This is a genomic window from Octadecabacter dasysiphoniae (genome assembly GCF_021532615.1).
GTDB lineage: Bacteria > Pseudomonadota > Alphaproteobacteria > Rhodobacterales > Rhodobacteraceae > Octadecabacter > Octadecabacter dasysiphoniae.
Map to the genome: position 1 here is coordinate 174,577 of NZ_JAKGAQ010000004.1, position 23,438 is coordinate 198,014.

Here is a 23,438-nt window from a genome sequence, read left to right on the forward strand (position 1 = left end):
TTTCTTCATGGGAACCGATTGGCCCACTATGGATTTCCTGCGCAAACTTGATCAAAACGCCGAGCGCTGGCTGCTTTTGACCTTCTATGTGATGCTTGTCATCACGATGGCGGTCGAGGTGCTGCGCCGCGAAATATTCGCCTATTCGTCGATCTGGGGCGAAGAAATTGTCCGCTATTCTTTCATCTACCTTGCATGGGTCGGCGCCGCCGCCGCCGTGAAAGAACGCGCGCATATCCGTATCGATGTGGTCATGCACTACCTTGGGCCACGGCCCAAAGCGCTGCTGTATATGTTCGGGGACATCATCATGATGATCGTTGCCGTGATCGCGCTGTATTGGTCGTTTGAATCTGTCCATGTGTCCTGGAAATTCGGGTCGGTTACCGACGGCCTGCGCATTTCCAAGGTGTGGTTTTTGATGTCCGTCCCGCTTGGCTTTGGCCTTATGATTTGGCGTCTTTTGCAATCTTTTCGCCGTGATTTCATCTCTCTCAAGACGGGTAAGCCTGTCTATGAGGGCGACACGTTGTTTGATTAGGGGGGCGTTCGATGCTTTGGAATACTGTCGCGCAAACCGTTGAACTTGGCTGGGATTTCTATGTTCCCGTCCTGATATTTGTCGCCCTGATCGCGATGGCTGTGCCTGTTTGGGCCGCCATCGGATCATCCGCGATTTTGATGTTGCTGATGTCGGGCGATTTGCCGCTGTCGCTGGTTGGCGAACGCCTGTTTACAGGTATTGATGCCTTCGCGTTGACCGCGATCCCGTTGTTTATCCTGACGGGGGATGTGTTGGTGCGCACGGGGTTGTCGCGCAAGTTCCTTGATGTGGCAGAGGCGCTCACTTGCTTTACCAAGGGCGGGTTCGGGTCGGCCACGGTGTTGGTCTGCGGCATGTTCGCGGCCATTTCGGGATCGGACGCGGCGGGTGCTGCGGCGGTGGGCCGTATGACGATCGCCCGTCTGGTCGAGGCCGGATATCCGCGCCCTTACGCCTGCGCATTGGTGGCCGCGGGTGCCTGTACGGGCATCCTGATCCCGCCCTCTATTGCCTATATCATCATCGGTCTTGTGCTGGGGATATCGGCCTCAACCCTGTTTTTGGCAGCCCTGATCCCCGGATTGTGCATCCTGCTGTCGATCCTGATCACGAACCTCGTGGTGAACCGCATCTATTCTTACGAGGGCGGGGGCAACCTGACGTTCATGGAATGGCTGTCCAATCTGGGCCGGTCGCTGAAATCGGGCTGGTATGCGTTTATCGTGCCCGGCATCATTTTCTACGGTATCTTTTCGGGCCGTTTGACCCCCACCGAAGCAGGTGCTTTGGCTGTGGTCGTGACGATCTCTATGGGGTTCATCCTGCGCACGCTGTCGTTCGCGGATTTTCCAGCCATGTTGCTGAGTTCGGCCAAGGTCAACGGTGTGATCCTGCCGATCATCGCATTTTCGGCCCCCCTTGCCGAGGCGCTAGCGATCATGGGTGTGCCGCAGGGTTTTGTGACATCCGTGACCGGCCTGACGAACGAGCCTTGGATTTTGATCCTGCTGATGATCGGCATTCTGATCGCGGCGGGTTGCGTTATGGAAACCACGCCCAACATCGTGATCCTTGCGCCGATCCTTCAGCCGTTGGCCGAAAACATCGGGATGAACGAAATCCAGTTCTGTATCATGATGATCACCGCGCTTGGCGTGGGCTTTATTACACCGCCGCTTGGGCTTAACCTGTTTGTTGTCTCGGGCATTACCGGTGAATCGATACTCAAGATCGCGGCGCGTGCTGTGCCGTTTGTTCTGTGCATGTTCGTTGTCGTGCTGTTTATTGCCTATGTGCCTGCTGTTTCGACAACGCTGCTACCTGAAATCTACAAATAGGATCGCCCCCGTATGACCCGTGAATACCTGAAAAAAGCAACCCTGACGTCTGCCTCTGGCGCATCTGATGTGCATGATACGGTCGTTGGCATCCTGTCTGATATTGAACAGGGCGGGGACGCCAAAGCGCTGGAATATGCCGCCAAATTTGACCGCTATGAAGGCAGTGTCATGCTGAACGCGGACGAGATTGAGGCCGCCTGTGCCCTGGTGCCCGAAAAGCTGAAGGCAGATATCCGGTTCGCCCATGACAACGTCAAACGCTTTGCCGAACTGCAAAAGGGCACCGTGGCAGACGTCGAGATGGAGATTTCGCCGGGCTATATCGCGGGCCAGAAAAGCATCCCCGTTGATGCGGCGGGCTGTTATGTGCCCGGTGGCCGTTACAGCCACATCGCGTCGGCCATCATGACGGTGACAACTGCAAAGGTTGCGGGCTGTAAACATATCACCGCCTGTTCGCCGCCGCGCCCCGACGTTGGTGTTGCCCCCGCGATTGTCTATGCGGCGCATATTTGTGGTGCGGACAATATCCTTGCGATGGGTGGTGTGCAGGGCGTTGCGGCCATGACGTTTGGTCTGTTTGGGCTACCAAAGGCGAACATTCTGGTGGGGCCGGGCAACCAATTTGTTGCTGAGGCCAAACGCATTCTGTTCGGCCGTGTGGGGATCGATATGATCGCGGGCCCGACCGACAGTTTGATCCTTGCGGACAAAGATGCCGATGCGCATATCGTTGCGACCGATTTGGTGTCACAGGCAGAGCACGGCTATAACAGCCCGGTTTGGCTGGTCACGGATGATCGCGATTTGGCGGAAAAGGTGATGGCGATGGTGCCTGATCTGATCGAAGACCTGCCAGAGCTGAACCGCGACAATGCCTTCGCCGCGTGGCGCGATTACGCAGAGGTGATTGTATGTGCCGACCGTGTCGATATGGCCGCCTGTAGCGATGAATATGCGCCCGAACATTTGACAGTGATGGCCAATGATCTGGATTGGTGGCTTGAAAACCTGACCTGTTACGGGTCGCTGTTTTTGGGCGAAGAAACCACCGTGTCTTATGGCGACAAGGCATCTGGCACCAACCACGTGCTGCCCACATCGGGTGCGGCGGGTTATACGGGCGGTCTGTCTGTGCACAAATATATGAAGATCGTCACATGGCAGCGTTCCACGCCAGAGGCGTCAAAAGAAGTCGCCATCGCGACGGCGCGGATTTCCCGCCTTGAAGGCATGGAAGGCCATGCGCGCGCAGCGGATGTGCGGTTGGCCAAATATTTCCCTGGTGAAAATTTCGATCTGAGCGCCAATGGTTGATCCGCGCCCATCATTTGATCTGCACGGTAAGGTCGCCTGCATAACCGGTGCCAGTTCCGGTTTGGGGCGGCGTGCGGCCATGGTTCTTGCGGCGGCGGGGGCCAAGGTTGTGGGTGTCGCGCGCCGACAAGACGCGCTCGATAGCCTGTGCGCGGATATCGGTGACGGTGCTGCGGGGGTTGCGGGCGACGTGGCTGTGCGGAGCGGGCTGGCCCAATTGGTCGCCGACATTTCTGCACCCTTTGGCGCGCCGGATATTCTGGTGCATGCGGCGGGTGTGAACACCCGCGAGGCTGCTGATGATGTGACGGCTGAAGGGTGGGACCAAACGCTGGCCCTGAATCTGAGCGCGCCGTTCTTTTTATCCCAAGCGATGGTGCCCGCGATGAAAGAAAAGGGTTGGGGGCGGATCGTGAATTTTGCTTCTTTGCAAACGACACGCGCCTTTCCGGGCGGGATTGCTTATGGCGCGACCAAAGGCGGCATCGCCCAGTTGACCCGCGCCATGGCCGAGGCGTGGTCCCCCCACGGGATCACCGCCAATGCCATCGGGCCGGGGTTTTTCCCGACCGAATTGACGGCAGCGGTGTTTGACGACGAAGACCGCGCCGCGCGCAATGCTGCCCAGACCTGCGCGGGCCGAAATGGCCGGCTTGAGGATATGGACGGGCCTGTGTTGTTCCTGTGTTCTGATGCGTCATCCTATGTGACGGGGCAGGTACTGATGGTTGATGGGGGGTTCACCGCGAAATGAAGGCATTGGTGTATGACGGCGTTGAAACGCTGACCTTTCGCGACGTGCCCGACGTTGTGCCAAACGCAGGCGAGCACCTGATCAAGGTCGAGGCCGTGGGGATTTGCGGCAGTGATATGCACGCCTATCTGGGCCATGATGCGCGCCGACCCGCGCCGTTGATTTTGGGCCATGAGGCGGCGGGGACTATTGTTGGCGGGCCGCGTGACGGGATGCGCGTGACTGTGAACCCTTTGGTGACGTGCGGGACGTGTACGGCCTGCAACGCGGGGCGCGAAAATCTTTGCCCGACGCGCCAGATCATTTCCATGGCCCCGCGCGAAGGGGCGTTTGCGCAATATATTTCCATGCCAGACCGTAATCTGGTCGAGGTGCCGGATGGTGTTTCGATGACAAAGGCCGCGCTTGCTGAACCCCTCGCGGTGAGCTGGCATGCCGCGCGTTTGGCCATGCAAGCCCTGCATCCGTCGATGGAGCGCACGGCGCTTGTGGTGGGGGGTGGTGCCATCGGGCTGGCGGCTGCTTTGGCGTTGAAAGCCATGGGGATCGACTCGGTGACCATCGCGGAACCCAATGACACGCGCCGCGCATTCCTTATCGACACGTGCAAGCAAACCGTCGTCGCTGCGGCGAACGGGCAGTTTTCCATTGTGGTGGATGCTGTCGGATACGCGGCGACCCGCACGGTGGCCAGTGCGTGCGTTGCACCGGGCGGTGTGATTGCCCATGTCGGTCTGGGTGAGGACACGGGCGGCATAGATGTGCGTCGCGTCACCCTGCAAGAAGTCACATTTATTGGCACCTACACCTACACCGCCCAAGATTTTCGCGACACGGCGGCGGCCATTTTTGATGGTAGCCTTGGCGCGCTGGACTGGACCGAAACCCGCAGCCTTGCAGACGGGCAGGCGGCGTTTCGCGATATCCTTGGCGGGGTGGTTGCCGCGCCCAAAATCATGCTGAATCCATGGGCGTGACCCCATATCAGGAGACTTGAGATGTATAAGAAAATCCTCGTTCCTATGGCTCTTGATCATGGGGTGTCACCCAGCACATTGGACATCGCGCGCGCGCTGACGGCGGGGGGCGGGGATGTTATTGCGCTGCACGTCTATGAGGCGCCGCAAGGGTCCGTAAATGCCTACCTGAGCGAAGATGCGCAAAAGGAATCCGTGGCCCGTGCCCGTGCCGATCTGGCCGCAAAGACCGATCATCTGGAGGGCGTGACAGCCGAAATGGTGATTGGGCACACCTACCGATCCATCATTGATTACGCGACCGACCATGGGGTGGATTGCATCGTGATGGGATCACATAAACCGGGGTTCAGTGATTACCTTTTGGGGTCCACGGCGGCGCGCGTTGTGCGCCACGCGCCCTGTGCCGTGCATGTCTATCGCAGCTGAATTTCATACGTTTCCAAATACTTACATCAACCCTGAAAGGTTTTTCCCTTATGAACATCGACAAGAAGATCACTGATGATCTTGTCGCCAATGACGTTTCGTTCGTGACAACTGTGCCGTGCAAACAGCTGGCCGGGGTCATCGAAGAGATCGATCAACGCGACGAAATTTTCCACATCCCGTCCAACAAAGAAGACGAGGGCATGGGCCTGTGCGCGGGTGCGTTCATGGGGGGCAAACGGTCTGCCATCATCATGCAGAACACGGCGATTGGTGTGACGATCAACACGCTGGCCACGCTGACGCAATATTACCGGATGCCGTTGCCGATGATCATTTCCTACCGCGGTGAACTGCGCGAACCTGTGGCCTGTCAGGTGGAAATGGCTGTGCACACCAAGGCGCTGCTGAACCAGATGAACATCCCGACCTACCATTTCCATTGGCAAAAGGACGTCGAGGAATTCGACAACATCCTGAAATACACATTCATGTGCAACAAACCTGTGGCGATCCTGACGGACGCCAATTTCTGGGGAGGCTATGGCGACCAATGATCCGTTCTGAAATCCTGAAAGAAATCGCGCCGATCATTCGTGATCACCTTGTTGTCTGTAACATCGGTCTGCCCAGCCAAGAGCTGCATATGATCGACGATCAGCCGACGAATTTTTACATGCTCGGCACCATGGGGCTGAGTTCGTCCATCGGGTTTGGTCTGGCTTTGTCCCAGCCGAAACCTGTCATTTCGATTGATGGGGACGGGTCTGTCCTGACGAACCTTGGCACGTTGCCGACCATCGCCAACAACGCGACGGGGAATTACACGCTGCTGATCATCGACAACGGATCTTATGGATCAACCGGGGATCAGCCGACCTATGCGGGTAAGAAAACCAACCTGACGGACGTCGCGCGTGCCTGTGGCTGTGACACGGTGATCGAAGTGCAGGACAAAGACCTTGGTCCTGTGCTGCAATCGGCCATCGACAGTGACGAGATGACAATCATCGTTTGCAAATGTGACAGCGGTAATATCAAGCTGCCCGTGATCACGATGGATCCGGTCGTGATCAAACACCGATTTATGGAAGCCGTGAAAGCCTAATCATGTTGTCAGCCGCCGCGCATATTCATTCAAGCGATGACGCACGGCGGCTGGCGAAACGACGCCTGCCTTGGATGGTGTTTGATTACATCGACGGGGCGGCGGGAAATGAAACAGGGGCGGCGCGCAGTCGTGCGGCCCTTGATGCGCTGACGCTGGAACCGCGCATTCTGCGTGATGTGTCCGACCGCAATCTGTCAGCGGATGTGTTTGGCACCACCGCGCAGCGCCCGTTCGGCATCGCCCCCATGGGCATGTGCAACCTGAGCGCGCCGGGCGCTGATGTGATGCTGGCCCGATTGGCGGCCAAGTACAGCGTGCCCCATGGCGTCAGCACGGTGGCGTCTACTCCGCTAGAAAAGATCATCGATGTTGCGGACGGGCACGCCTGGTTCCAGTTGTATTTTTCCGGCGATGGGGCGGGCACGTTCAAGCTGGCCGAACGCGCGAAGGCGGCGGGATATCAGACCCTCGTGATGACGGTGGATGTGCCAGAGGTCGGGCGCCGCCCACGCGAATTGCGCCACGGGTTCAAAATGCCGTTCAGCATCGGCCTGCGCCAATTTGTCGATTTCGCCCTGCATCCGCGCTGGTCGTTGACGCAACTGGCCGCAGGCAAACCGCAAATGGCGAATTTTGATATGGACGGTTATGACTTTGACCGCACCGAAAGCCGCGCCAAGGCCGATTGGGACACGCTGTCGCGTTTGCGCGATATGTGGTCCGGCAATCTGGTGGTGAAGGGCGTGTTGAATGCGGAGGATGCGGTGGCGTTGAAGAACGCGGGCGTGGACGGTGTTCAGGTGTCGAGCCACGGGTCACGCCAGTTGCAAAGCGCGCCCGCCCCGATTGATCGGTTGCCCCTGATCCGCGCTGCCGTTGGTGCTGATTATCCGCTGTTTTATGACAGTGGCCTGCGGTCTGGCGAAGACGTGCTAAAGGCGCTGAATGCGGGGGCGGATTTTACGTTCTTCGGTCGATCCTTGCAATTTGCCATCGCTGCGGCGGGTGAGGCGGGGTTGCACAAACTGTGGGACGTGCTGAGCGAAGAGCTGTCTTCGGCGATGGCGCAAACCGGGCGTCGGGATTTGACGGACAAGACGTTCGGCTAAATAATGTGGTGCAAATCCCCGCGCATTTTGGTTTTGGTGCGCCCTTGGACCTTGTCGTTGCGTCCCAAAGCCCACACATTAAGGCGGTAACAGGAGAATACCGTGCCGTTTGATCCGACAATCGCAGAAATCCGGTTTGGAATGGGGCTTTCGCCCGATATTGCGCCGCCGGCGTCGGCAGATGATATGATGGCGCGTCTGACGGGGCCGGACGCCGCGGCGGTGATTGCGCCAATTCCGACCTACACAGATGTTTACCCGTCTTCGATGGATTTTAGAAACGCATCGCGCGCCTTGAACGCAGCACGCGGCACGGACGGCGAAGAGGCCGCGACTGAACTTCAGTCGAAGCTGCGTGAAGATGGCCGCGCGGCTGTTGCTTTGTTTTTGCAGGCAGAATTGGCGCGTTCGGTGCACACCAACGACGGGTTTCGCGAACGTCTGACGCGGTTTTGGGCGGATCATTTCACCGTGCGTGCGACCAGCGGAATCCGCCGCCACCTTGTGTCGCCCTACATCCAAGAAGCGATCCGGCCCCATGTGGCAGGATCGTTCGCGGATATGTTGGTGGCCGTTGTGGGCAGCCCGATGATGATCCTTTTCCTCGATCAGCATCAATCCATGGGCCCCAACAGCCGCACGGCACAACAACGCGATCGCGGATTGAACGAAAACCTCGCGCGGGAGCTGTTGGAACTGCACACGCTGGGCGTTGGCGGCGGATATACCCAGACAGACGTGCGCGAACTGGCCGAACTTTTGACGGGCGTTACTGCCAATGCGCAGCGCGGTGGGTATTTTCGCGCCCAGCAGGCAGAACCCGGCGCCGAAACCGTTTTGGGCGTGTCATATGGCGGTGGTGACGCATCGCTTGATCATGTGACTGCCGCCCTGCGCGACCTTGCAGTGCATCCTGATACGGCGCGTCATTTGGCACATAAATTGGCTGTGCATTTCGTGTCGCCCGAACCGGATGATGCCGTGGTTCAGGCCATGGCGGCGGCCTATCTTGATGCCGACGGTGACCTTTCGGCGATGTATGACGTGTTGTTGCAAGATGAAGGATCGTGGTCACCTGAAGCGCTGAAGGTAAAGCAACCATTTGATTTTATTGCATCATCTATGCGGGCCTTAGCCGTGCCGCTGGATACGATCCTGAACGCGACCTTGCAGGATGTGCGGCGCGTGGCGCAGCGGCCCTTGTCGGTGATGGGGCAAACCTGGCAAAGCCCCGTTGGCCCTGACGGCTGGTCTGAGGACGCTGAAAACTGGATCACGCCGCAAGGCATGGCGGGGCGCATCACATGGTCGATGAAAATCCCGCGCGATGTGCTGGATGATTTGCCCGACCCGCGCGATTTCGTGTTTCACGCGCTTGGCCCGACGCCGCCAGAACCTGTGTTGTTTGCAGCAAACGCCGCCGAAACCGTAAGCGACGGGATCGGCATTGTGCTGGCCTCCGCCGCCTTCCAAAGGAGATGACGATGGATCGCAGACGTTTCCTGATCGGGGGTGCCGCGCTGGGCTGTTCGGCAGCTGCATCGCCTTTGGTGACACCGGTTGCGATGGCGGCCGCGCCCTGGGATGCGCGGTTGGTGGTTGTGATTTTGCGCGGGGCGATGGACGGGCTTGATGTGATCCAGCCCTACGGTGATGCGGATTTGGCCGCGCTGCGCCCGACGTTGTTGACGGGCGAAGCCGGCGAAGCGACTGATCTGGACGGGTTTTATGCGCTCAACCGGCATTTTGAACCGCTGATGGGGTTGTGGAACGCGGGGCAGTTTGGCGCGGTCCATGCCGTGTCCACACCCTACCGCGATAAGCGCAGCCATTTTGACGGGCAGGATATTCTTGAGGCGGGACTGCCTGATTTGTCGGGCGGCGGGTTGCGCGACGGTTGGTTGAACCGGATGTTGCAGGTTGTGCCCGGGCTTGAACCCGAAGTTGCCTTTGCCATCGGGCGCGAACAGATGTTGGTGTTGGCAGGGGACGCGCCTGCATCGCGTTGGTCGCCGGATGCGCGGTTGCAGATTTCATCCAATGCGCGCCAGCTGTTGAATGTTGTGCACCACGATGACCCGCTGTTTCGCGATGCATCGGCAGCGGCGATCGAGATTGCAGAACAGATTTCGCTGCAAGGCGACGTCGATGCGCAAACCGAAGACATGATGGCGCAAAGCCCGATGATGGAGGCGGTTCAAAGCAATGGGGAACACGTCAAGATAGCCGAATTTGCCGCGTCACGGCTGCGCGGTGACACGCGGATTGCGTCGTTTTCTATCAACGGTTGGGACACTCATGCGCGTCAGGGCAACACGTTGGGGCGCGGTGCGCGTGCGCTGAATGACACCATTTTGACGCTGCGGGCGGGTCTTGGGCCGGTTTGGGATAAAACGGCAGTGCTGTGTCTGACAGAGTTTGGCCGCACGGCGCGCGAAAACGGAAGCCTTGGCACGGACCATGGCACGGGTGGTGCGATGTTATATGCGGGCGGTGCTTTGCGCGGTGGTCAGGTGATCGGCGAATGGCCCGGATTGGCTGAGGGCGATCTTTATGACCAACGCGATCTTTTGCCGACCCGTGATGTGCGTGATTACGCGGCTTGGGTCATGCGCGGGTTGATCGGGCTGGATCAAAGTACGCTGGAACAGGCGATTTTCCCGGGCTTGCAGATGGGCCCGAACCCCGGTTTGGTGTTGTAAAATAGTGGTTTAAAGACCGGCGTTTGTGCCCACATCTTCGATTGTGATGGCTGTCGTGTCGGCCAGATCAGTGCCGCCGCCGCCGACGGATGCCATAACCGCAGCGCCCAGCAGGACAAGGCCCGCGGTCAAAACCATCCAGTCAACTGTGGTGTTACCGTCTTCTTCAGTCCAGAATTTTTTAACAAAGCGTTCCATGTCAATTTTCCTCTTGCTGCGTCGTATGGTCTTGGGGTTGGTATGTCTGTGGAATGGGGCAATACTCCGACGGGACTGCGGCACCGGTGCGGGCATTTGGGGGAATAGTCATGATAAATACGAAGCGGCCAGTGGGCCCTTTGGTCGAATTTTTTGGCGCGGATTGGCCTGACGGGCGTGATCTGATTGGTGCGTATGTGCGGCTTGAAAAAGTCGATCCAGCGCGGCACGGGCCGGGGCTTTGGGCCCAGATCAAAGGGCATGATGCCGTTTGGGACTACCTTTTTGAGGCGCCACCCGTGGACGAGGCCGCGTTTGTGGCGGGGCTGGAAGCCACCGCCGCGCGTGATAATTGTCAGGGTTACACCATTTGCGATTTGAAGGGTGCGCCGCTGGGTTACGCGTTTTATCTTGGTATTGTCCCGGCGATGGGCGCGATTGAGGTTGGGAATATCAATTTTTCGCCCGCATTGCAGCAAACGCCCGCGGCGAGCGAAGCGATGTATTTGATGATGCGCGAGGCCTTTGCGCTGGGATATAGGCGCTATGAATGGAAGTGCAACGCGTTGAATATGCCGTCGCGCCGTGCCGCCCAGCGGTTCGGATTTTCGTGGGAAGGCATTTTCCGGCAGCACTACGTCGTGAAGGGGCGCAATCGTGATACGGCCTGGTTTGCGATGACAGACGGCGACTGGCCCCAGATCAGCGCCGCATTCGAGGACTGGTTGTCGCCCGATAATTTTGACGCAACGGGCCAGCAGCGCCAAAGCCTGCGCGCCCTGACCGCGCCGTGCCGTGTTGCAAGTGATCCCGCGCAAACGGACTAGATTATCGCGGAACGTGAAATGCGATCTTGCACCATGGCGGCCACGCGCGCGACTTGGCTGTGCACGGCTTGCCCTGCGGTTTGCAGGTCGGCCAAAGCCTCGGTTTCTTTTTCGAGGGTCGTGTCGTCCACGCTGCGCGCGATGCCGCCCAGAAACTGTGTGAGATACCGCAGCGTGCGGTCATCGTTGGGATCTTCGAGCGCCATTGCCGCTGATGTCAGATCATCGCGCAGGGCAACGGGGTCTGGCACCACGACCTCGTCCGTTAACATGCGAATGCCCTTGGGCTGACGATCTGCGGGCAGATGTTCGAGGATTTTGGATTGGAAAAATCCGATGCTGGACAAGGGTTTGGGCAAAAATCCGTCTGCACCTGCCTTGATGGATTGGCGTTCACCGTCAGGATCGCCGGAGGTTCCCAACACGACCTCAACCCGCGGGCGGCCATTGGCCAATTCGCGGATCAGGTCAACGCCGGACCCGTCGGGCAGGCCGATATCGATGATCACGACGGACGGGCGATACACCGCGAGATGTTTGTTGGCGTGAAACAGGCTATCGGCGCGCCGGATGCGGGCACCGGATCGCAGGCACAAAAGGCGCATCGCTTCTGATGCGAAACGACTGTCTTCCACGACCAGAACCGTAAGCCCAAGCAGGGGGCGTGCGCTGGTCGGTGGGCGGGTCTGCATAAAGTCGTCCAGGCTGTCCATGTCGTCCCCCGATTTGGTTGCAATTTTAGTCATTAGACGGGAGCGTGATGAATCTAAGGTTAATGGCGCGCAAGAAAGTGGCCGCGACATGATGGACATTGTGCGCGCGCCCACCATATCCGATAAGGCGGGCAACACATGCTGGAGGACACAAAATGATTGGACGTTTGAACCACGTGGCCCTTGCGGTGCCGGATCTTGAGGCCGCTTGCGCGCAATATGCGTCGGCTTTGGGTGCAAAAGTGGGCGAACCGCAGGACGAACCCGATCACGGCGTCACGGTCGTTTTTATCGAGCTTCCCAACACCAAAATCGAGTTTCTTTATCCTCTTGGTGACAACAGCCCCATCAAGGGATTCCTTGAAAAGAACCCGTCGGGCGGCATTCACCACATCTGTTATGAGGTCGATGACATCGAAGTCGCGCGCGACAAATTGCTTGGCGAAGGGGCACGGGTTTTGGGTGACATCAAGATCGGTGCACACAATAAGCCGGTTCTGTTCCTTCATCCCAAGGATTTTAATGGCTGCCTGATCGAGTTGGAGCAAGTCTAATGGGTATTACATCTGCCATTGTTTTGTTCGCCGTTGTTTGGTTCATGACGTTTTTCATCGTGCTTCCGTTGCAGTTGAAAACCCAAGGTGAGGCAGGCGAGGTCGTGCCCGGAACCCATAAATCTGCCCCCGCGAATGCTGATGTGGGCCGCAAGGCGCGCATCACGACCTATTGGGCGATCCCGATTTGGGCGGTTCTGGCGTTTGTCATTCTGTCGGGCTGGATCAGCGTGCGTGACATCGATTGGTTTGATCGTATGTCCACGCCCACATCCATTCAGGACACATCCAACTGAACCCAAAGCGGGCGGTGATCGGATAAATGATAATTCACGTGTTTGCGAAAGGCGGAGGCGCGTTTCTTGTCGCTGTCGATGGATGACAGTTTTTGCCAAAGCCCCGCAAACACCGCATTGTCAAAATCAAACACGGCATAATCCATGATCTTGCCTTGCAGGCGATCCGGGGCAAACGCCATCTGGTCATAGGTGTTTTTGCCCGACAGGTTGGACCCGCCGACGCGGGACGCATATTTCAACGGCTTCATCCCGTATTCAATCAACGCGCTATAGCTTGCCTGAAGCGGCGTCATGCTGGGGACATTCATATCCCCCAACAGAATGATATCCTGATCATAGGTCGTGGATTTTTCTGATCGTTTGTCCGCCCAAGCGGCCAGCGCGTGAATCTCCATCACACGGCGGGCGTATTTGGTTTGCTTTTCCAGATTGGTCGGATTGCCGCCATCCCCCCAATACAAATGGCAATTGGCCAATGTAAAATCGAGCATCCCACAGGCAAATGATCCGATGAACGGATTGCGATCATAGGGTTCAAATTCAAGGTCTTTGAACGTCTTGGATTTCGGCACGCGGCGGTAGGTGTAATTTACGGTGACATCGCGTTTGGGGAAATCCCGCGCCCGCAAGGCAATTTCGCCGAACAACTGTTTGGGCGTCACGCGGTCGCGATCAAACACAAAGGCCAGGCGTTCGTAGTTGCCCGCCGTATCCGACATGATGAAATCCCACGACGGGCCCAATTCATCGACCAGATCCGCGAGGGGGTGCCAGTTCTCGTTGACCTCTTGCACGGCGATCAGATCAAAGCGGCGGCACATATGCGCCAGCAGTTTGATCGCGTTGTCGCTGCGTTTCTGGATGCCGAAATTGGCGATATTCCAGCAGGCCAACATCAGGGTGTCATCGCTGCGGGGCGGCACATTGCGCAGATCGAAATGCGCGTCCAGCGCGCCCATTTCATGGGTCGCGCGAAAATGAAACGCGGGGCTTGGTTTTCCGTGTGCGGGCAAAATAAGACCTCAAAAACAGATAAACTCTGATCTGAGCTTAGGCCACACAGCCCAATCTGGCTAGTCTGCGCGGGTTTTGGCGAGTCTATGGTACAAATGGGTGAACGTCGCCGCCCCAAGGATCGGGATAAACAGGTTCATAATCGGGATGGTCAACGGCAGGGCCATCAACACCCCGGCCACCCAGATTTCGCCGCTGTGTTTGCGCCGCATCGCCTTCGCGCCGACGCGACCTTCCCGGCGCATGGCCGCGATGGTGAAATATTCCCGCCCGAGCAGATAACCGTTAAGCGCGAAAAAAATCGGCACAGCAAGGAACGGCAAAAACGCGTAGGCAAACAGCGCTGCAATATTGGCGCCGATCAACACGCCAAAGAACATAACAGTGTCGCTCAGGGCTTCGACGAAGGGCACTTTGGGGGCGGGCATCAGGGTCGGGTAATGTTTGGCTTCGACGGCGTCCGCGACATCCTCAAGGAAAAAGGACGTGATCGCAGAGGCCACAGGGATCATCAGAAAGATCGACATGACGATAATTACGCCAAGCCCGCCCCAGTTCAGCAACGACCCGATCCAGGTGACTTCGCCGACAAACGGCAGGGTCAACGGGCCGTCATCGATGTAATCCACCAACGCCAGCCAGCCCGCATAAAGCCCGACAAGCAGCGCAATTGTCAGCCCGAGGCCCAGAAACAACACGCGGCGAAAGGCGCGATCATCCATCTGCCCGAGCGCTTTGAAAAAATCGGTCAGGATCACTGGGACATCCACGTGGTTTTCTGCGCCAGATCGGGGCGCGGGCGTTCTGGCGGGGCATTGGTTTCCGTGCCGATATGGATCAATCCTGCGACCTTTTCATGGGCCTCAAGGTTCAGGCCTGTGCGGCAAAATTCGGCATCATGGGATGTCCAACCCGACAGCCAGTTCGCCCCCCAACCAGCGGCAAGCGCGGCATTCAGCAGTGACAGGCAGACCGCGCCTGAGGAGTACGTCTGTTCGATCTGGGGCACTTTTTCGGATGGCACGGGGCTGTCCACGACGACAATCGCAAGGTCCGCATCGCGGTATTGCGCGATGGCTTTGTCGATTTTGTCTGGATCAATGGACAGTGCCGCCGCGCGGGTAGGGACCATCGCCGCAAGGCGCATCAGCGCTTCCTTTTCCAACACGATGAACCGCCAAGGTTCCAGTTTGCCGTGATCGGGCGTGCGTGCGGCCGCTGTTAGCAGTGTCTTGATCACGTCACGGTCCGGCACCGGCGTGCGCAGGGTTTTGGCGGGGCGCGAACGGCGCGACAGTAGAAATTCAAGGGCGGCGGGGTTTGGCGTTGGCATGGGCGATCCTTTTGTTGGCCTAGACATAAGACTTCGCAGGCGCGGGTTCCAGTGGGCGCGCGACCTTGTTAGGTCTGGGGCAACAGCGAAAGGAAACGCCATGATTGAACGCATAGAAACTGGTGAAAGATCGTCCAAGATCGTAAAACACAACGGGGTCGCCTATCTGACGGGCCAAGTGGCCGAGGGCGACACCATCCAAGATCAGGTGCAAACCTGTCTTGATAAGATCGATGCGTTGTTGATCAAGGCGGGATCATCGCGCGAAGATATGCTGCGGGTGACGATCTGGCTGGCTGATATGTCCGACTTTGCGGGGCTCAACGAGGTGTGGAACGCATGGGTGCCTGCCGGCCATGCACCAACGCGGGCCTGCGGCGAGGCAAAGCTGGCGCGCCCCGAACTGAAGGTCGAATTTATTGTAGATGCGGCATACGATGTTCGCTGACGGGCGGGCCGTTTGCTGCAAGGTGATCGTTTCGGCCCGCTGATCGCGGGTCTTGTTTCACCACGGCACGCGCCAATGTCATAGGCGGGCGGGGTTGGGGTATCGCATCGTGTAATTTCGGCGCGGCGGCCAACACCTGAGCGCTGAGCAGAAGCGATTCAACGGCCATGCCGTTTGCAAAAATAACCTCATGACGTGCGAACAAAAGGTTGTGGTATTCTGCCCGTCGCCGCCCGCGCATCTGGCGCATGCCTTGGCCGGAAGTCAGCCGTTTGGCGGCGATAAAGACATCACCCCCGCGCGCAGCATCATGCAGCACTATACGGTGTTGTGGTGACACGATGGTGGCCCGGACAGGCACGCCTTGGCCCAATGCCCCGCGTTTGATCATGATCGGTTTGCCGTCATCGCAGGCCGTGGAAAAATGCAGCACCTGATGAACAATGGCGCGCACAGGTTGCGGGCCGTGATCGGCCGTGAGCACCAGATCACCTGCACAAAGGTGTTCAATGCGCACCGCACCATAGGGCGTGTCGATCATTGTACCTGCATGCAGACAGACGGGGCCGGTGCCAAATGTGAAATTGGTTGCCGATAAATCACCCTGCCGCACGTTTTCAAGAAACAGCGTCGATCCGTTGTCATATGTGATGAGAGTGCCGCCGTTGAACGGCGACATCCGGTCAAGCACATCTTGATAGGTGTTCATTTCATCCATGCGGAAATCGACGATGTCCGGTTCGTTTGGGTCGAAGTCCGTGATGGTGTCGTTGCCATCCCCGTCGCGGATCACGAAAGTATCGCTTGGCGATCCGGACCCCGCGGCCATCGTATCATTGCCGCGTCCGCCAACGATGACGTCATCCCCGCCGCCGCCCGTTATGGAATCGTCGCCATCCCCGCCATACAACGTGTCATTGCCAGACCCGCCATTGATGGAATCGTTGCCATCAAACCCTTTGATGGTGTCGCTGCCATTGGTGCCTGTCAGCGTATTGTTGGTGTTGTCGCCATCGATTTCAGCCATGCGGCCCCCATTGTCTTTGGGGGCGATCTACGCGCAAATTATTTCATCTTGGTAAACCGCGCCCTAAAGAGCATCCGCCATTTCGCCGATCCATCCTTCCAGAAACCGATCAAACGCGGCTGCGGGCTGGCGCAGGGGAAAGACATCGCCAAACGGGTCGGGGGCGGTGATTTTGCTGCCGGACATTTCCGCAAGCACATGATGGCCGCAAAACGGAACGTAGACTTCGGAATAGCCGCCCTCATGGGCCATCATCAAACGGCTATTGCAGATGTCAGCGGCCAGCGTTTTGACCTGTCGGGTCATGATCTGGAACGTTTCTGCGGTGGCCAGCATCCGCCCCAAGGGGTCAATCGCGGCGGCGTCATATCCGCATGCAATAACAATAACATCGGGGTTGAAGGCGCGGATTTGGGGCAGGACGATCCGTTCCATCGTTGCCAGATATCCGACATGCCCCGTCCCCGGCGGCAGCGGAATGTTGAGGTTAAAGCCCGCGCCCTTTCCCGTGCCCCGATCCGCGAAATCGCCGGTGTCCATTGGATAGTTGCGGTCTTGGTGCATCGAAATCGTCAGCACGTCGGGATCATCGTAAAAGATCGCTTCGGTGCCGTTGCCGTGGTGCACATCCCAATCCAGCACGACAACGCGTTCTGTCAGCTTCTTGGCACGGGCGGATTGGATCGCCAGCGCGAGGTTGGCAAACAGACAAAACCCGTTGGGGTAATCGGGCAGGCAGTGATGGCCCGGCGGGCGGGACAGGGCGTAGGCGTTGGTGTGCGTGCCGTTCAGAACCGACCCGAGCGCTGCGATAGACAGGCCAGCAGATTGCGCCGCCATTTCATATCCGCCGGGGCCGAACGGCGTGCGGCGGCCCAATTCACCGCCCCCCGCATCGGACGTGGATTTGAATGTGTCCAGATAGGACGCAGGGTGGACGCGCAGCAGATCGTCGGTGGGGGCGGCAGGTGCGTGGCACAGATCAAGATCGCGGGCCAATCCGGTGACATCCATCAGGTTCATCAAGCGGCGTTTGCTTTCGGGGCTTTCGGGCAAACCACCTGACGCCATAGGCTGTACCAGACCACCCACAGGCAACATGCCCGCGTAATTGCCGCCACCGTGCCAGAAACACTGCTCGTCCCAGAAAAAACCTGTCTTGGTCATGCGTCATCCTTTTTCAAACGGTAGGACCCTTCGGGCAGGTTCAGCGCCATTTGCAGATCGCGCAGCTGCGACATCGACATTGTCACCGACACCGGCATATCGGTGCGTGTGTCGATCTGGGTCAGGGTGACGCAATCCTCGAACGCGGAAATGACCACGTCTTCGCGCAACGGGGTGTCGCCATCGTCCACCAATGTGACAACCGTCGCGTCAAACTCGTGTTCAATGGTAAACATGGGTCAGCCTTTGTGATGGACGGCAAACACGATCGCCCCGGCTGTTTGCACGATATAGGGGGTGAAATCGGTGGAAATCATATGCGTGGCGGCTTCCCAGACAGGGATAGCGGCCGCATGGATATCTTCGCAGATGTACCAGCCGCCTTTTGCCAGCTTGGGCAGCGCAAAGGCCAATGTCGCAAGGTTGGCATGGGCAGAATGAAGGCCATCATCAATGATCAGATCCAGCTGTGCGGGCAAATGCGTGGCCAGATCGGTCAGGGTTTCGACCGATGTCTGATCGACGAAAAATGTTGAAATGCGGTCTTCTGTGAACAGGATGCGTTTATCATAATCAGCCCCATAGACATGGGCGTTTGGCAGAAATTCGCGAAACGCGCGCAAGGATGCGCCGGGTTGTCCGCGTTTGCCCATGTGGGACACGACGTCGGTGTTGTTCGTGCCCATCCCGATTTCAAGGATGGCGCTTGCCTTTTCAGGGGCTTGCAGCGCGTGGGCCAGGAGCAAGTGATAGTTGTGTTTGCGGGCTTTTTCGGACCCATGTTCTGTCAGCATATTGCCCAAAATTTCGCTGCGGGCGCGGGTTGCTTCGTCTTTGATGAAGCTTTCGACATTCACATGCTGAACCGTCTGGCCCGAGCTCAACGCTGCCAGATCGGCAAAGCGCGGAACGATATCGTTGATGCCTTGCAACGTCAGGTCGCGCGGGAATTTCGACGGGCCGGTGCTGTTGGCCGCATACATCGGAAAGTCTAGGAACGTGGTCCAACGTTCGGCGAAGTTCGTACGAATGGACCGTTTGATATGGCGTCTGGTTTTCATGGGAAGCTTCTTGGTTTTGGGTTACCTTTTATCCGTTCTGACATATCTTTGCCGTTACGGGAACAATCGTTTGTCATCCCCATAGACCCGCAGGTTGATTGCGCTAACCTTTGTGAATATGTTTGTGCAAGCCCAACGAAAGAAGCCAGCAATGCGTTTAATGATTTTGACCTGTGTTGCGGCCTTAACGCTGGCAGGATGTGATGCGGTGGTGACGCCGCAATCAGACACATCGACGTCAGCCCCCGTGCCAGCATCCAGCCCTGTGGCCGAAATTCCGCGCGAACAACGGGCCATGGCGCGGGCGTTTGTGGCTGTTGTGGATCGTCTTGAACCCGTGGCCGAACGCGAATGCCGCCGCCGCTCACCGGGGTTGAACTGTGATTTTCGGATTGTGGTGGATGACCGCCCCCGCCAGCCTGCCAACGCATTCCAAACGGTGGATGAAACGGGGCGCCCGATCATCGCCTTTACAATTGCGCTGATTGCAGACGCCCGAAATGCCGATGAAATCGCATTCGTTATGGCGCATGAGGCCGCGCACCACATTGAAAACCATCTTGCCCAGCAGCGTCGCAATGCAACGCTGGGGGCCGTCGTGTTTGGCCAGCTGGCAGGTGTAACGGGTGGGGGCAGTGATGCGGTGCGCACCGCTCAAGAACTGGGGGCCGCCGTTGGTGCGCGCACCTATTCCAAAGATTTCGAGCTTGAGGCAGACCGCCTTGGCACCATCATCGCCGCACGCGCCGGATATGACCCCGTGCGCGGTGCGGAGTTCTTTTTCCGTGTGCCCGATCCGGGTGATCGTTTCCTTGGCACCCATCCGCCCAATGCGGAACGGGTGGACATTGTGCGCCGCACGGCCGCCGGCCTTTAGGCGAGGCTGGCGTCCTTGGACGGGCGCAACCGCACGAAGATTGCTGTGAAAGAAATCACGATCCAGAACCCCTGGATCAGCGCCGACGCGAGGTTGAACGAATGGATCAATCCGATCAGCACACAACTCGCCGCGACGATGTTGATGATGAAATAGGTTTTCGAATGGGACGTCAGGTGATGCATGGTCAACATCGTATAGTTCAGCACGTATAGGCCGAACCCCACCACGCCAATCGCCTCAAGCAGGGACGGCGGAATCATTTGAAATGTCTGGGACATAAAAGGTCTCCGATATAAAATATGGTGTGCCAAAAGTGAGGGGCGAAAATTGCCCGCATTGGCGTTTGATCGTCTTTAATAGGACAACACTACGCCGCGCCTGACGCCTGCGTCAGGTGGGCAATTCCATACCTGCAATAAGGATCAGGCGGGCGCGAAAACACCGAGCGCAATTGCGGCGAAAAAGCAGACAGACGCGATCAGAACGAAGCTATGCCAGATGGCGTTTTGATATTTCAGCCCCTCAAGGCTGAACAAAACAGCACCAGCCGAATACACAAGGCCACCCGCAACGATCAGCCCCATCACAGCGCCCGACACCAGCGGCACCAGCGATGTGGCAAGCGCCAGACTGATCCAGCCCAATCCAAGATAAAGGCCAACGCCCCAGCGGGTCGGACGGCCCCAAAAGAACAGCTTCATCGCGACGCCGAGTGCGGCCAACCCCCAGACCACCGCAAGGATGCCGTAGGCAAAGGCCGATCCGATCAACACGACCAGCGGCGTATATGTCCCCGCGATCTTGAGGTAGATTGCCGCATGATCAATCCGGCGCAACACGGGACGCGGGCCTTCCCATGGCGTGAAATGGTAACAAAATGATGCCACGAAGGACGCGATTAGCGCGGCCCCGTACACCCACAGCCCCGCGATCATACCTGTTGTTTGCTCGCTCGCCCACAGGATCAACAGCACGGTGCCCACAATCGCAAAGACAATGCCGGCCACATGCACGGCACCATCCGCAATCCGTTCGCCGCGTGAATAGGTCGGGTAGGGGTCACAATGGGTCATGCAGACCAACTTAGGCACAAAAGGTTGCGAACCTATGATGCCGTTGCGTCATTCATCAAACACGGCCCACCGCCCGTCGCGCCAGATGTACATCAGGTCAGACAATTGGTGGGTGCCGTTTTCCAGAATATCTGTGCGCACTGATCGAAGAAACGCGACCTCAGCGGTGTTGCTGGCGGGGGCCACGATGATCAGATCACGCGCGGGCACAATCATCACGATGTCGTCTTCCATTTGCTGCGCCACAGACACCCAAAGTTCAGAGTCGAGCACCAGTGAGCTTTCGTAGAACCCGTCAATCACCGCCATAAAAGACACGCCATTGCCCTGAAATTCAACGATGTCGCGCTTGGCCTGAAAATTCTTCCACGCGGCGTCCTCCATCTGGGATGTGCGCACATTGGCGTCGCGTAAATTGGCGCGGGTGACATAGGCCACGCGGTCCGGATAATCGATGGCATACACAAGGATCATGTCACCGATGTAGGGTTCAAAATACAGCCCGTTGTCGCCCGACGGTATGATACCACCATCGCCTGTAGACTGTGCAAACGATGCATGCCGCAGCACCGGAAAAAGACGATCAAGCGGCAGATCACCCGGATCGCGGGGCGTTTCTGACATCGCTGCCATCATGGAGTTTACGAAATTATCCAGCGCGGCCTCACGTCTGCCCCGTCTTGCGCTGATTGTAATACGGCGTGGATATTGTCGGGGTTCACGATGCTGCCATCAGCAGGATCAAGCGTGATATTGCGATCCGTGCGGTTCACTTGCGCTTGCGGAAATGTGGGCAATATGCGGTCCAACAACAGATCAAGCGTGTCGTTCAACGACGCCGGTTTTTCAATATCGGCAAGGGCCGCGCCGCTAAGGCAAAGCGCGCACATCAAGGACAACACAAACGAGCGCATGGCAAACCTTTCAACTATAATCGGGGCAAGTTTAGGCCCTTACCTATGGCGCGCAAGCCTGCCGTTTTGAAACTGCCGCGTGCCGCGCTACGTTCCTGATTGGACACAACGAAAGGACATCTTATGAAACGCACCCTCGCCGCGACCCTCCTCGCGATTGCCCCCGCCATGGGCTTTGCCGCCGGATCGGAAACCGACACGCCGCCAACGCCGACAGAAACGACCGAAACCTGCGCCGATGGTCTTGTGTTTGATCTGGCAACGCAAACCTGCATGACGCCCGCCGCGTCGAGCAATGACGACAACGCGATGATGGATGCGGTGCGCGAACTTGCCTATGACGGCCGCTTTGCGGATGCGCGCGACGTTCTTGATCTGCTCGATCCTGCTGACAGCATGGTGCAAACCTATTACGGATTTACAGCCCGCAAACTAGGCGACTTGGAAAGCGGAATGTCGTTTTACGCCGCAGCGTTGGCGATTGATCCCGACAACAACCTCGCGCGGTCCTACATGGGGCAGGGCATGGTCGAAATGGGCGATCTGATCGGCGCGCAAACGCAATTGTCTGAAATTCGCGCCCGCGATGGCCGCCAGACATGGCCAGAAATTGCCCTGCGCATGGCAATCGAAAGCGGCACAGGCCCGTCCTACTAAACGGCGCTGATTGACACGATGACACTGCTCCCGTTTGTTGCGCACAGGCGGGAGTTTTTTATGCGCGTTCTGATGGGTATCTTCACCGACAGGGGATCAAAATACGCGGTGTCCGGCGGGCCCTGCCAATCCGCGGATGAGGCCAAAGCCTTTGTCAAAACCCTGTGTCGCCGCAAGAAATTTGCCAAGGCGACGCATAACACATGGGCGGTGATCCTGCCCGACGGCACCCCGATCAAGAACGACGATGGCGAAGCAGGCGCAGGTCTTGTGATCTTGCGGATGCTGGAACGCGAAGAACGGGTTGGCGAAATCATCGTCGTCACCCGCTGGTTCGGCGGTGTTCACTTGGGCGGGGATCGTTTTCGACGGGTGCAAGACGCCGTGCGGGTCTATTGGGACGCCCCCTGAGAACGCCGTTCGCGCCGTTTGTGCATCCCGTACAGAAACGGTGCGGCCGCGTATTTATACCCCCATTCGCCAAGCGTGCGGATGACGGGCAGCCCGCTGAACCACGCCACATGACGCCAATAGGGCAGTTGCGCCCAAAGCACACGAAACGCGGCAACGCCCTCATAGGTTTGGCCGTCACGTTGAACCCGAAACACCTGTGCTGCGGTGTCTTCGTCCAGTCCCCAATCGTGCGCGCGGTCCAACCCATCAAGCTGGAACGTCACGCCGGACTTGCGCGCCAGCCGATCATAAGACGCAACTTCGCGTGCGCAAATCGGGCAGGTGTCGTTGTGCAGGATTTTGGTGGTGTGTTTGCCCATGGAAGGAAAGATAGGGCCAGCGCGGGGGCGTCAACCCTTGGGCTTCGTTCCGCTCATGGGTGTGGGCGAATGTGGTGCCCGCAGGTTTAGCGCTGTGGCGGCTGATCTGGTGTCACGAAAGCAAGGCGAGCTGCCATTTTCTGGGAATTCTATATCGACACCCCAACGAAATCTTGCGTGTTCAACATCGCAAAAACTGATGAAAGCAGTCTGTCCG

At 58.0% G+C, this 23,438-nt stretch carries 32 protein-coding genes; 18 read left to right on the plus strand and 14 right to left on the minus strand.

The genetic code is table 11. The annotated features are described in order from the left end of the window. Positions 1-28: 28 nt before the first annotated feature. The 11 genes from L0664_RS15220 to L0664_RS15270 all read left to right on the plus strand — a co-directional run bounded on the left by L0664_RS15220 (position 29) and on the right by L0664_RS15270 (position 10,283). Entirely contained in the window at positions 29-541 is a 513-nt protein-coding gene (locus tag L0664_RS15220; protein WP_235226957.1) for a TRAP transporter small permease, read from the plus strand. 11 nt (positions 542-552) lie between these two features. Next, positions 553-1,881 (plus strand): TRAP transporter large permease, encoded by a 1,329-nt coding sequence (locus tag L0664_RS15225; protein ID WP_235226750.1) that lies wholly within the window; start codon positions 553-555, stop codon positions 1,879-1,881. 12 nt (positions 1,882-1,893) lie between these two features. Next, on the plus strand, positions 1,894-3,201 hold the full coding sequence (gene hisD / locus L0664_RS15230) for a histidinol dehydrogenase (protein ID WP_235226751.1): 1,308 nt from the start codon (positions 1,894-1,896) through the stop codon (positions 3,199-3,201). Beyond that, a complete protein-coding gene (locus L0664_RS15235; protein WP_235226752.1) occupies positions 3,194-3,955 on the plus strand; it encodes an SDR family NAD(P)-dependent oxidoreductase in 762 nt (253 codons plus the stop codon). The genes hisD and L0664_RS15235 overlap by 8 nt, the downstream gene beginning before the upstream one ends. Continuing rightward, complete coding sequence (locus tag L0664_RS15240) at positions 3,952-4,932, plus strand: alcohol dehydrogenase catalytic domain-containing protein (RefSeq protein ID WP_235226753.1); 981 nt, start codon at positions 3,952-3,954, stop codon at positions 4,930-4,932. The genes L0664_RS15235 and L0664_RS15240 overlap by 4 nt, the downstream gene beginning before the upstream one ends. A 21-nt stretch (positions 4,933-4,953) precedes the next feature. Then, on the plus strand, positions 4,954-5,361 hold the full coding sequence (locus L0664_RS15245) for a universal stress protein (RefSeq protein ID WP_235226754.1): 408 nt from the start codon (positions 4,954-4,956) through the stop codon (positions 5,359-5,361). A 50-nt stretch (positions 5,362-5,411) separates the two neighbouring features. Beyond that, positions 5,412-5,918, plus strand: coding sequence for a sulfopyruvate decarboxylase subunit alpha (gene comD, locus L0664_RS15250; RefSeq protein WP_235226755.1), 507 nt, complete (start codon positions 5,412-5,414; stop codon positions 5,916-5,918). After that, a complete protein-coding gene (gene comE, locus L0664_RS15255) occupies positions 5,915-6,469 on the plus strand; it encodes a sulfopyruvate decarboxylase subunit beta (RefSeq protein ID WP_235226756.1) in 555 nt (184 codons plus the stop codon). Before comD ends, comE begins: the two co-directional genes overlap by 4 nt. Before the next feature lie 2 nt (positions 6,470-6,471). After that, complete coding sequence (locus L0664_RS15260; RefSeq protein WP_235226757.1) at positions 6,472-7,581, plus strand: alpha-hydroxy acid oxidase; 1,110 nt, start codon at positions 6,472-6,474, stop codon at positions 7,579-7,581. Between the two features lie 102 nt (positions 7,582-7,683). Beyond that, entirely contained in the window at positions 7,684-9,063 is a 1,380-nt protein-coding gene (locus L0664_RS15265; protein ID WP_235226758.1) for a DUF1800 domain-containing protein, read from the plus strand. 2 nt (positions 9,064-9,065) lie between these two features. Further along, positions 9,066-10,283, plus strand: a complete 1,218-nt coding sequence (locus tag L0664_RS15270; protein ID WP_235226759.1) for a DUF1501 domain-containing protein — start codon at positions 9,066-9,068, stop codon at positions 10,281-10,283. Between the two features lie 9 nt (positions 10,284-10,292). Here L0664_RS15270 and L0664_RS15275 read toward each other — a convergent pair whose 3' ends face one another. Next, positions 10,293-10,481: a hypothetical protein gene (locus tag L0664_RS15275; protein ID WP_235226760.1), complete on the minus strand. Its 189-nt coding sequence runs from the start codon at positions 10,479-10,481 to the stop codon at positions 10,293-10,295. A 110-nt stretch (positions 10,482-10,591) separates the two neighbouring features. Here L0664_RS15275 and L0664_RS15280 point away from each other — a divergent pair, with 110 nt between their 5' ends. Next, positions 10,592-11,308 carry a GNAT family N-acetyltransferase gene (locus L0664_RS15280; protein WP_235226761.1) on the plus strand — a complete coding sequence of 239 codons (717 nt, stop codon included), beginning with the start codon at positions 10,592-10,594 and terminating at the stop codon, positions 11,306-11,308. On the opposite strand, the gene L0664_RS15285 is transcribed toward L0664_RS15280, so the two are convergent. Continuing rightward, positions 11,305-12,021 carry a response regulator gene (locus L0664_RS15285; protein ID WP_235226958.1) on the minus strand — a complete coding sequence of 239 codons (717 nt, stop codon included), beginning with the start codon at positions 12,019-12,021 and terminating at the stop codon, positions 11,305-11,307. The two genes, L0664_RS15280 and L0664_RS15285, sit on opposite strands and share 4 nt — an antisense overlap. Positions 12,022-12,176: 155 nt before the next feature. Between L0664_RS15285 and mce the strand changes: the two genes are divergently transcribed. Both mce and L0664_RS15295 read left to right on the plus strand, forming a co-directional pair. Continuing rightward, complete coding sequence (mce, locus tag L0664_RS15290; RefSeq protein WP_235226762.1) at positions 12,177-12,575, plus strand: methylmalonyl-CoA epimerase; 399 nt, start codon at positions 12,177-12,179, stop codon at positions 12,573-12,575. Then, a complete protein-coding gene (locus L0664_RS15295) occupies positions 12,575-12,871 on the plus strand; it encodes a DUF1467 family protein (protein WP_235226763.1) in 297 nt (98 codons plus the stop codon). The genes mce and L0664_RS15295 overlap by 1 nt, the downstream gene beginning before the upstream one ends. On the opposite strand, the gene L0664_RS15300 is transcribed toward L0664_RS15295, so the two are convergent. Genes L0664_RS15300 through L0664_RS15310 form a run of 3 tightly spaced genes read right to left on the minus strand, consistent with a single transcriptional unit; the run spans position 12,853 to position 15,221 of the window. After that, positions 12,853-13,887 (minus strand): endonuclease/exonuclease/phosphatase family protein, encoded by a 1,035-nt coding sequence (locus L0664_RS15300; RefSeq protein WP_235226764.1) that lies wholly within the window; start codon positions 13,885-13,887, stop codon positions 12,853-12,855. The two genes, L0664_RS15295 and L0664_RS15300, sit on opposite strands and share 19 nt — an antisense overlap. A gap of 60 nt (positions 13,888-13,947) precedes the next feature. Beyond that, positions 13,948-14,646, minus strand: coding sequence for an EI24 domain-containing protein (locus L0664_RS15305; protein WP_235226765.1), 699 nt, complete (start codon positions 14,644-14,646; stop codon positions 13,948-13,950). Then, positions 14,643-15,221 carry a nitroreductase family protein gene (locus L0664_RS15310; RefSeq protein ID WP_235226766.1) on the minus strand — a complete coding sequence of 193 codons (579 nt, stop codon included), beginning with the start codon at positions 15,219-15,221 and terminating at the stop codon, positions 14,643-14,645. The genes L0664_RS15305 and L0664_RS15310 overlap by 4 nt, the downstream gene beginning before the upstream one ends. 100 nt (positions 15,222-15,321) lie before the next feature. On the opposite strand from L0664_RS15310, the gene L0664_RS15315 reads away from it, so the two are divergent. Next, the gene (locus tag L0664_RS15315) at positions 15,322-15,669 is read left to right on the plus strand and encodes a RidA family protein (protein WP_235226767.1); all 348 of its coding nucleotides are present in this window, start codon (positions 15,322-15,324) and stop codon (positions 15,667-15,669) included. On the opposite strand, the gene L0664_RS15320 is transcribed toward L0664_RS15315, so the two are convergent. The 4 genes from L0664_RS15320 to L0664_RS15335 all read right to left on the minus strand — a co-directional run bounded on the left by L0664_RS15320 (position 15,638) and on the right by L0664_RS15335 (position 18,924). Beyond that, on the minus strand, positions 15,638-16,696 hold the full coding sequence (locus L0664_RS15320) for a Hint domain-containing protein (protein ID WP_235226768.1): 1,059 nt from the start codon (positions 16,694-16,696) through the stop codon (positions 15,638-15,640). The two genes, L0664_RS15315 and L0664_RS15320, sit on opposite strands and share 32 nt — an antisense overlap. A 63-nt stretch (positions 16,697-16,759) precedes the next feature. After that, positions 16,760-17,863 (minus strand): class II histone deacetylase, encoded by a 1,104-nt coding sequence (locus L0664_RS15325; protein ID WP_235226769.1) that lies wholly within the window; start codon positions 17,861-17,863, stop codon positions 16,760-16,762. Continuing rightward, positions 17,860-18,099: a hypothetical protein gene (locus tag L0664_RS15330; protein ID WP_235226770.1), complete on the minus strand. Its 240-nt coding sequence runs from the start codon at positions 18,097-18,099 to the stop codon at positions 17,860-17,862. Before L0664_RS15330 ends, L0664_RS15325 begins: the two co-directional genes overlap by 4 nt. A 3-nt stretch (positions 18,100-18,102) precedes the next feature. Next, complete coding sequence (locus tag L0664_RS15335) at positions 18,103-18,924, minus strand: class I SAM-dependent methyltransferase (protein WP_235226771.1); 822 nt, start codon at positions 18,922-18,924, stop codon at positions 18,103-18,105. Between the two features lie 151 nt (positions 18,925-19,075). Here L0664_RS15335 and L0664_RS15340 point away from each other — a divergent pair, with 151 nt between their 5' ends. Further along, entirely contained in the window at positions 19,076-19,801 is a 726-nt protein-coding gene (locus L0664_RS15340; protein WP_235226772.1) for a M48 family metallopeptidase, read from the plus strand. On the opposite strand, the gene L0664_RS15345 is transcribed toward L0664_RS15340, so the two are convergent. The 4 genes from L0664_RS15345 to L0664_RS15360 all read right to left on the minus strand — a co-directional run bounded on the left by L0664_RS15345 (position 19,798) and on the right by L0664_RS15360 (position 21,791). Next, complete coding sequence (locus tag L0664_RS15345; RefSeq protein ID WP_235226773.1) at positions 19,798-20,082, minus strand: CBU_0592 family membrane protein; 285 nt, start codon at positions 20,080-20,082, stop codon at positions 19,798-19,800. The genes L0664_RS15340 and L0664_RS15345 overlap by 4 nt on opposite strands. Positions 20,083-20,226: 144 nt before the next feature. Beyond that, the gene (gene trhA, locus L0664_RS15350; protein WP_235226774.1) at positions 20,227-20,877 is read right to left on the minus strand and encodes a PAQR family membrane homeostasis protein TrhA; all 651 of its coding nucleotides are present in this window, start codon (positions 20,875-20,877) and stop codon (positions 20,227-20,229) included. Between the two features lie 48 nt (positions 20,878-20,925). Next, on the minus strand, positions 20,926-21,501 hold the full coding sequence (locus L0664_RS15355; RefSeq protein WP_235226775.1) for a DUF1444 family protein: 576 nt from the start codon (positions 21,499-21,501) through the stop codon (positions 20,926-20,928). A 17-nt stretch (positions 21,502-21,518) separates the two neighbouring features. After that, positions 21,519-21,791 carry a hypothetical protein gene (locus L0664_RS15360; protein WP_235226776.1) on the minus strand — a complete coding sequence of 91 codons (273 nt, stop codon included), beginning with the start codon at positions 21,789-21,791 and terminating at the stop codon, positions 21,519-21,521. Between the two features lie 123 nt (positions 21,792-21,914). Here L0664_RS15360 and L0664_RS15365 point away from each other — a divergent pair, with 123 nt between their 5' ends. After that, entirely contained in the window at positions 21,915-22,448 is a 534-nt protein-coding gene (locus tag L0664_RS15365; protein ID WP_235226777.1) for a tetratricopeptide repeat protein, read from the plus strand. Between the two features lie 60 nt (positions 22,449-22,508). After that, the gene (locus L0664_RS15370) at positions 22,509-22,859 is read left to right on the plus strand and encodes a YigZ family protein (protein WP_235226778.1); all 351 of its coding nucleotides are present in this window, start codon (positions 22,509-22,511) and stop codon (positions 22,857-22,859) included. Here the strand turns inward: L0664_RS15370 and L0664_RS15375 are convergent. After that, on the minus strand, positions 22,841-23,221 hold the full coding sequence (locus L0664_RS15375) for a thiol-disulfide oxidoreductase DCC family protein (RefSeq protein WP_235226779.1): 381 nt from the start codon (positions 23,219-23,221) through the stop codon (positions 22,841-22,843). The genes L0664_RS15370 and L0664_RS15375 overlap by 19 nt on opposite strands. Between the last annotated feature and the right edge of the window lie 217 nt (positions 23,222-23,438).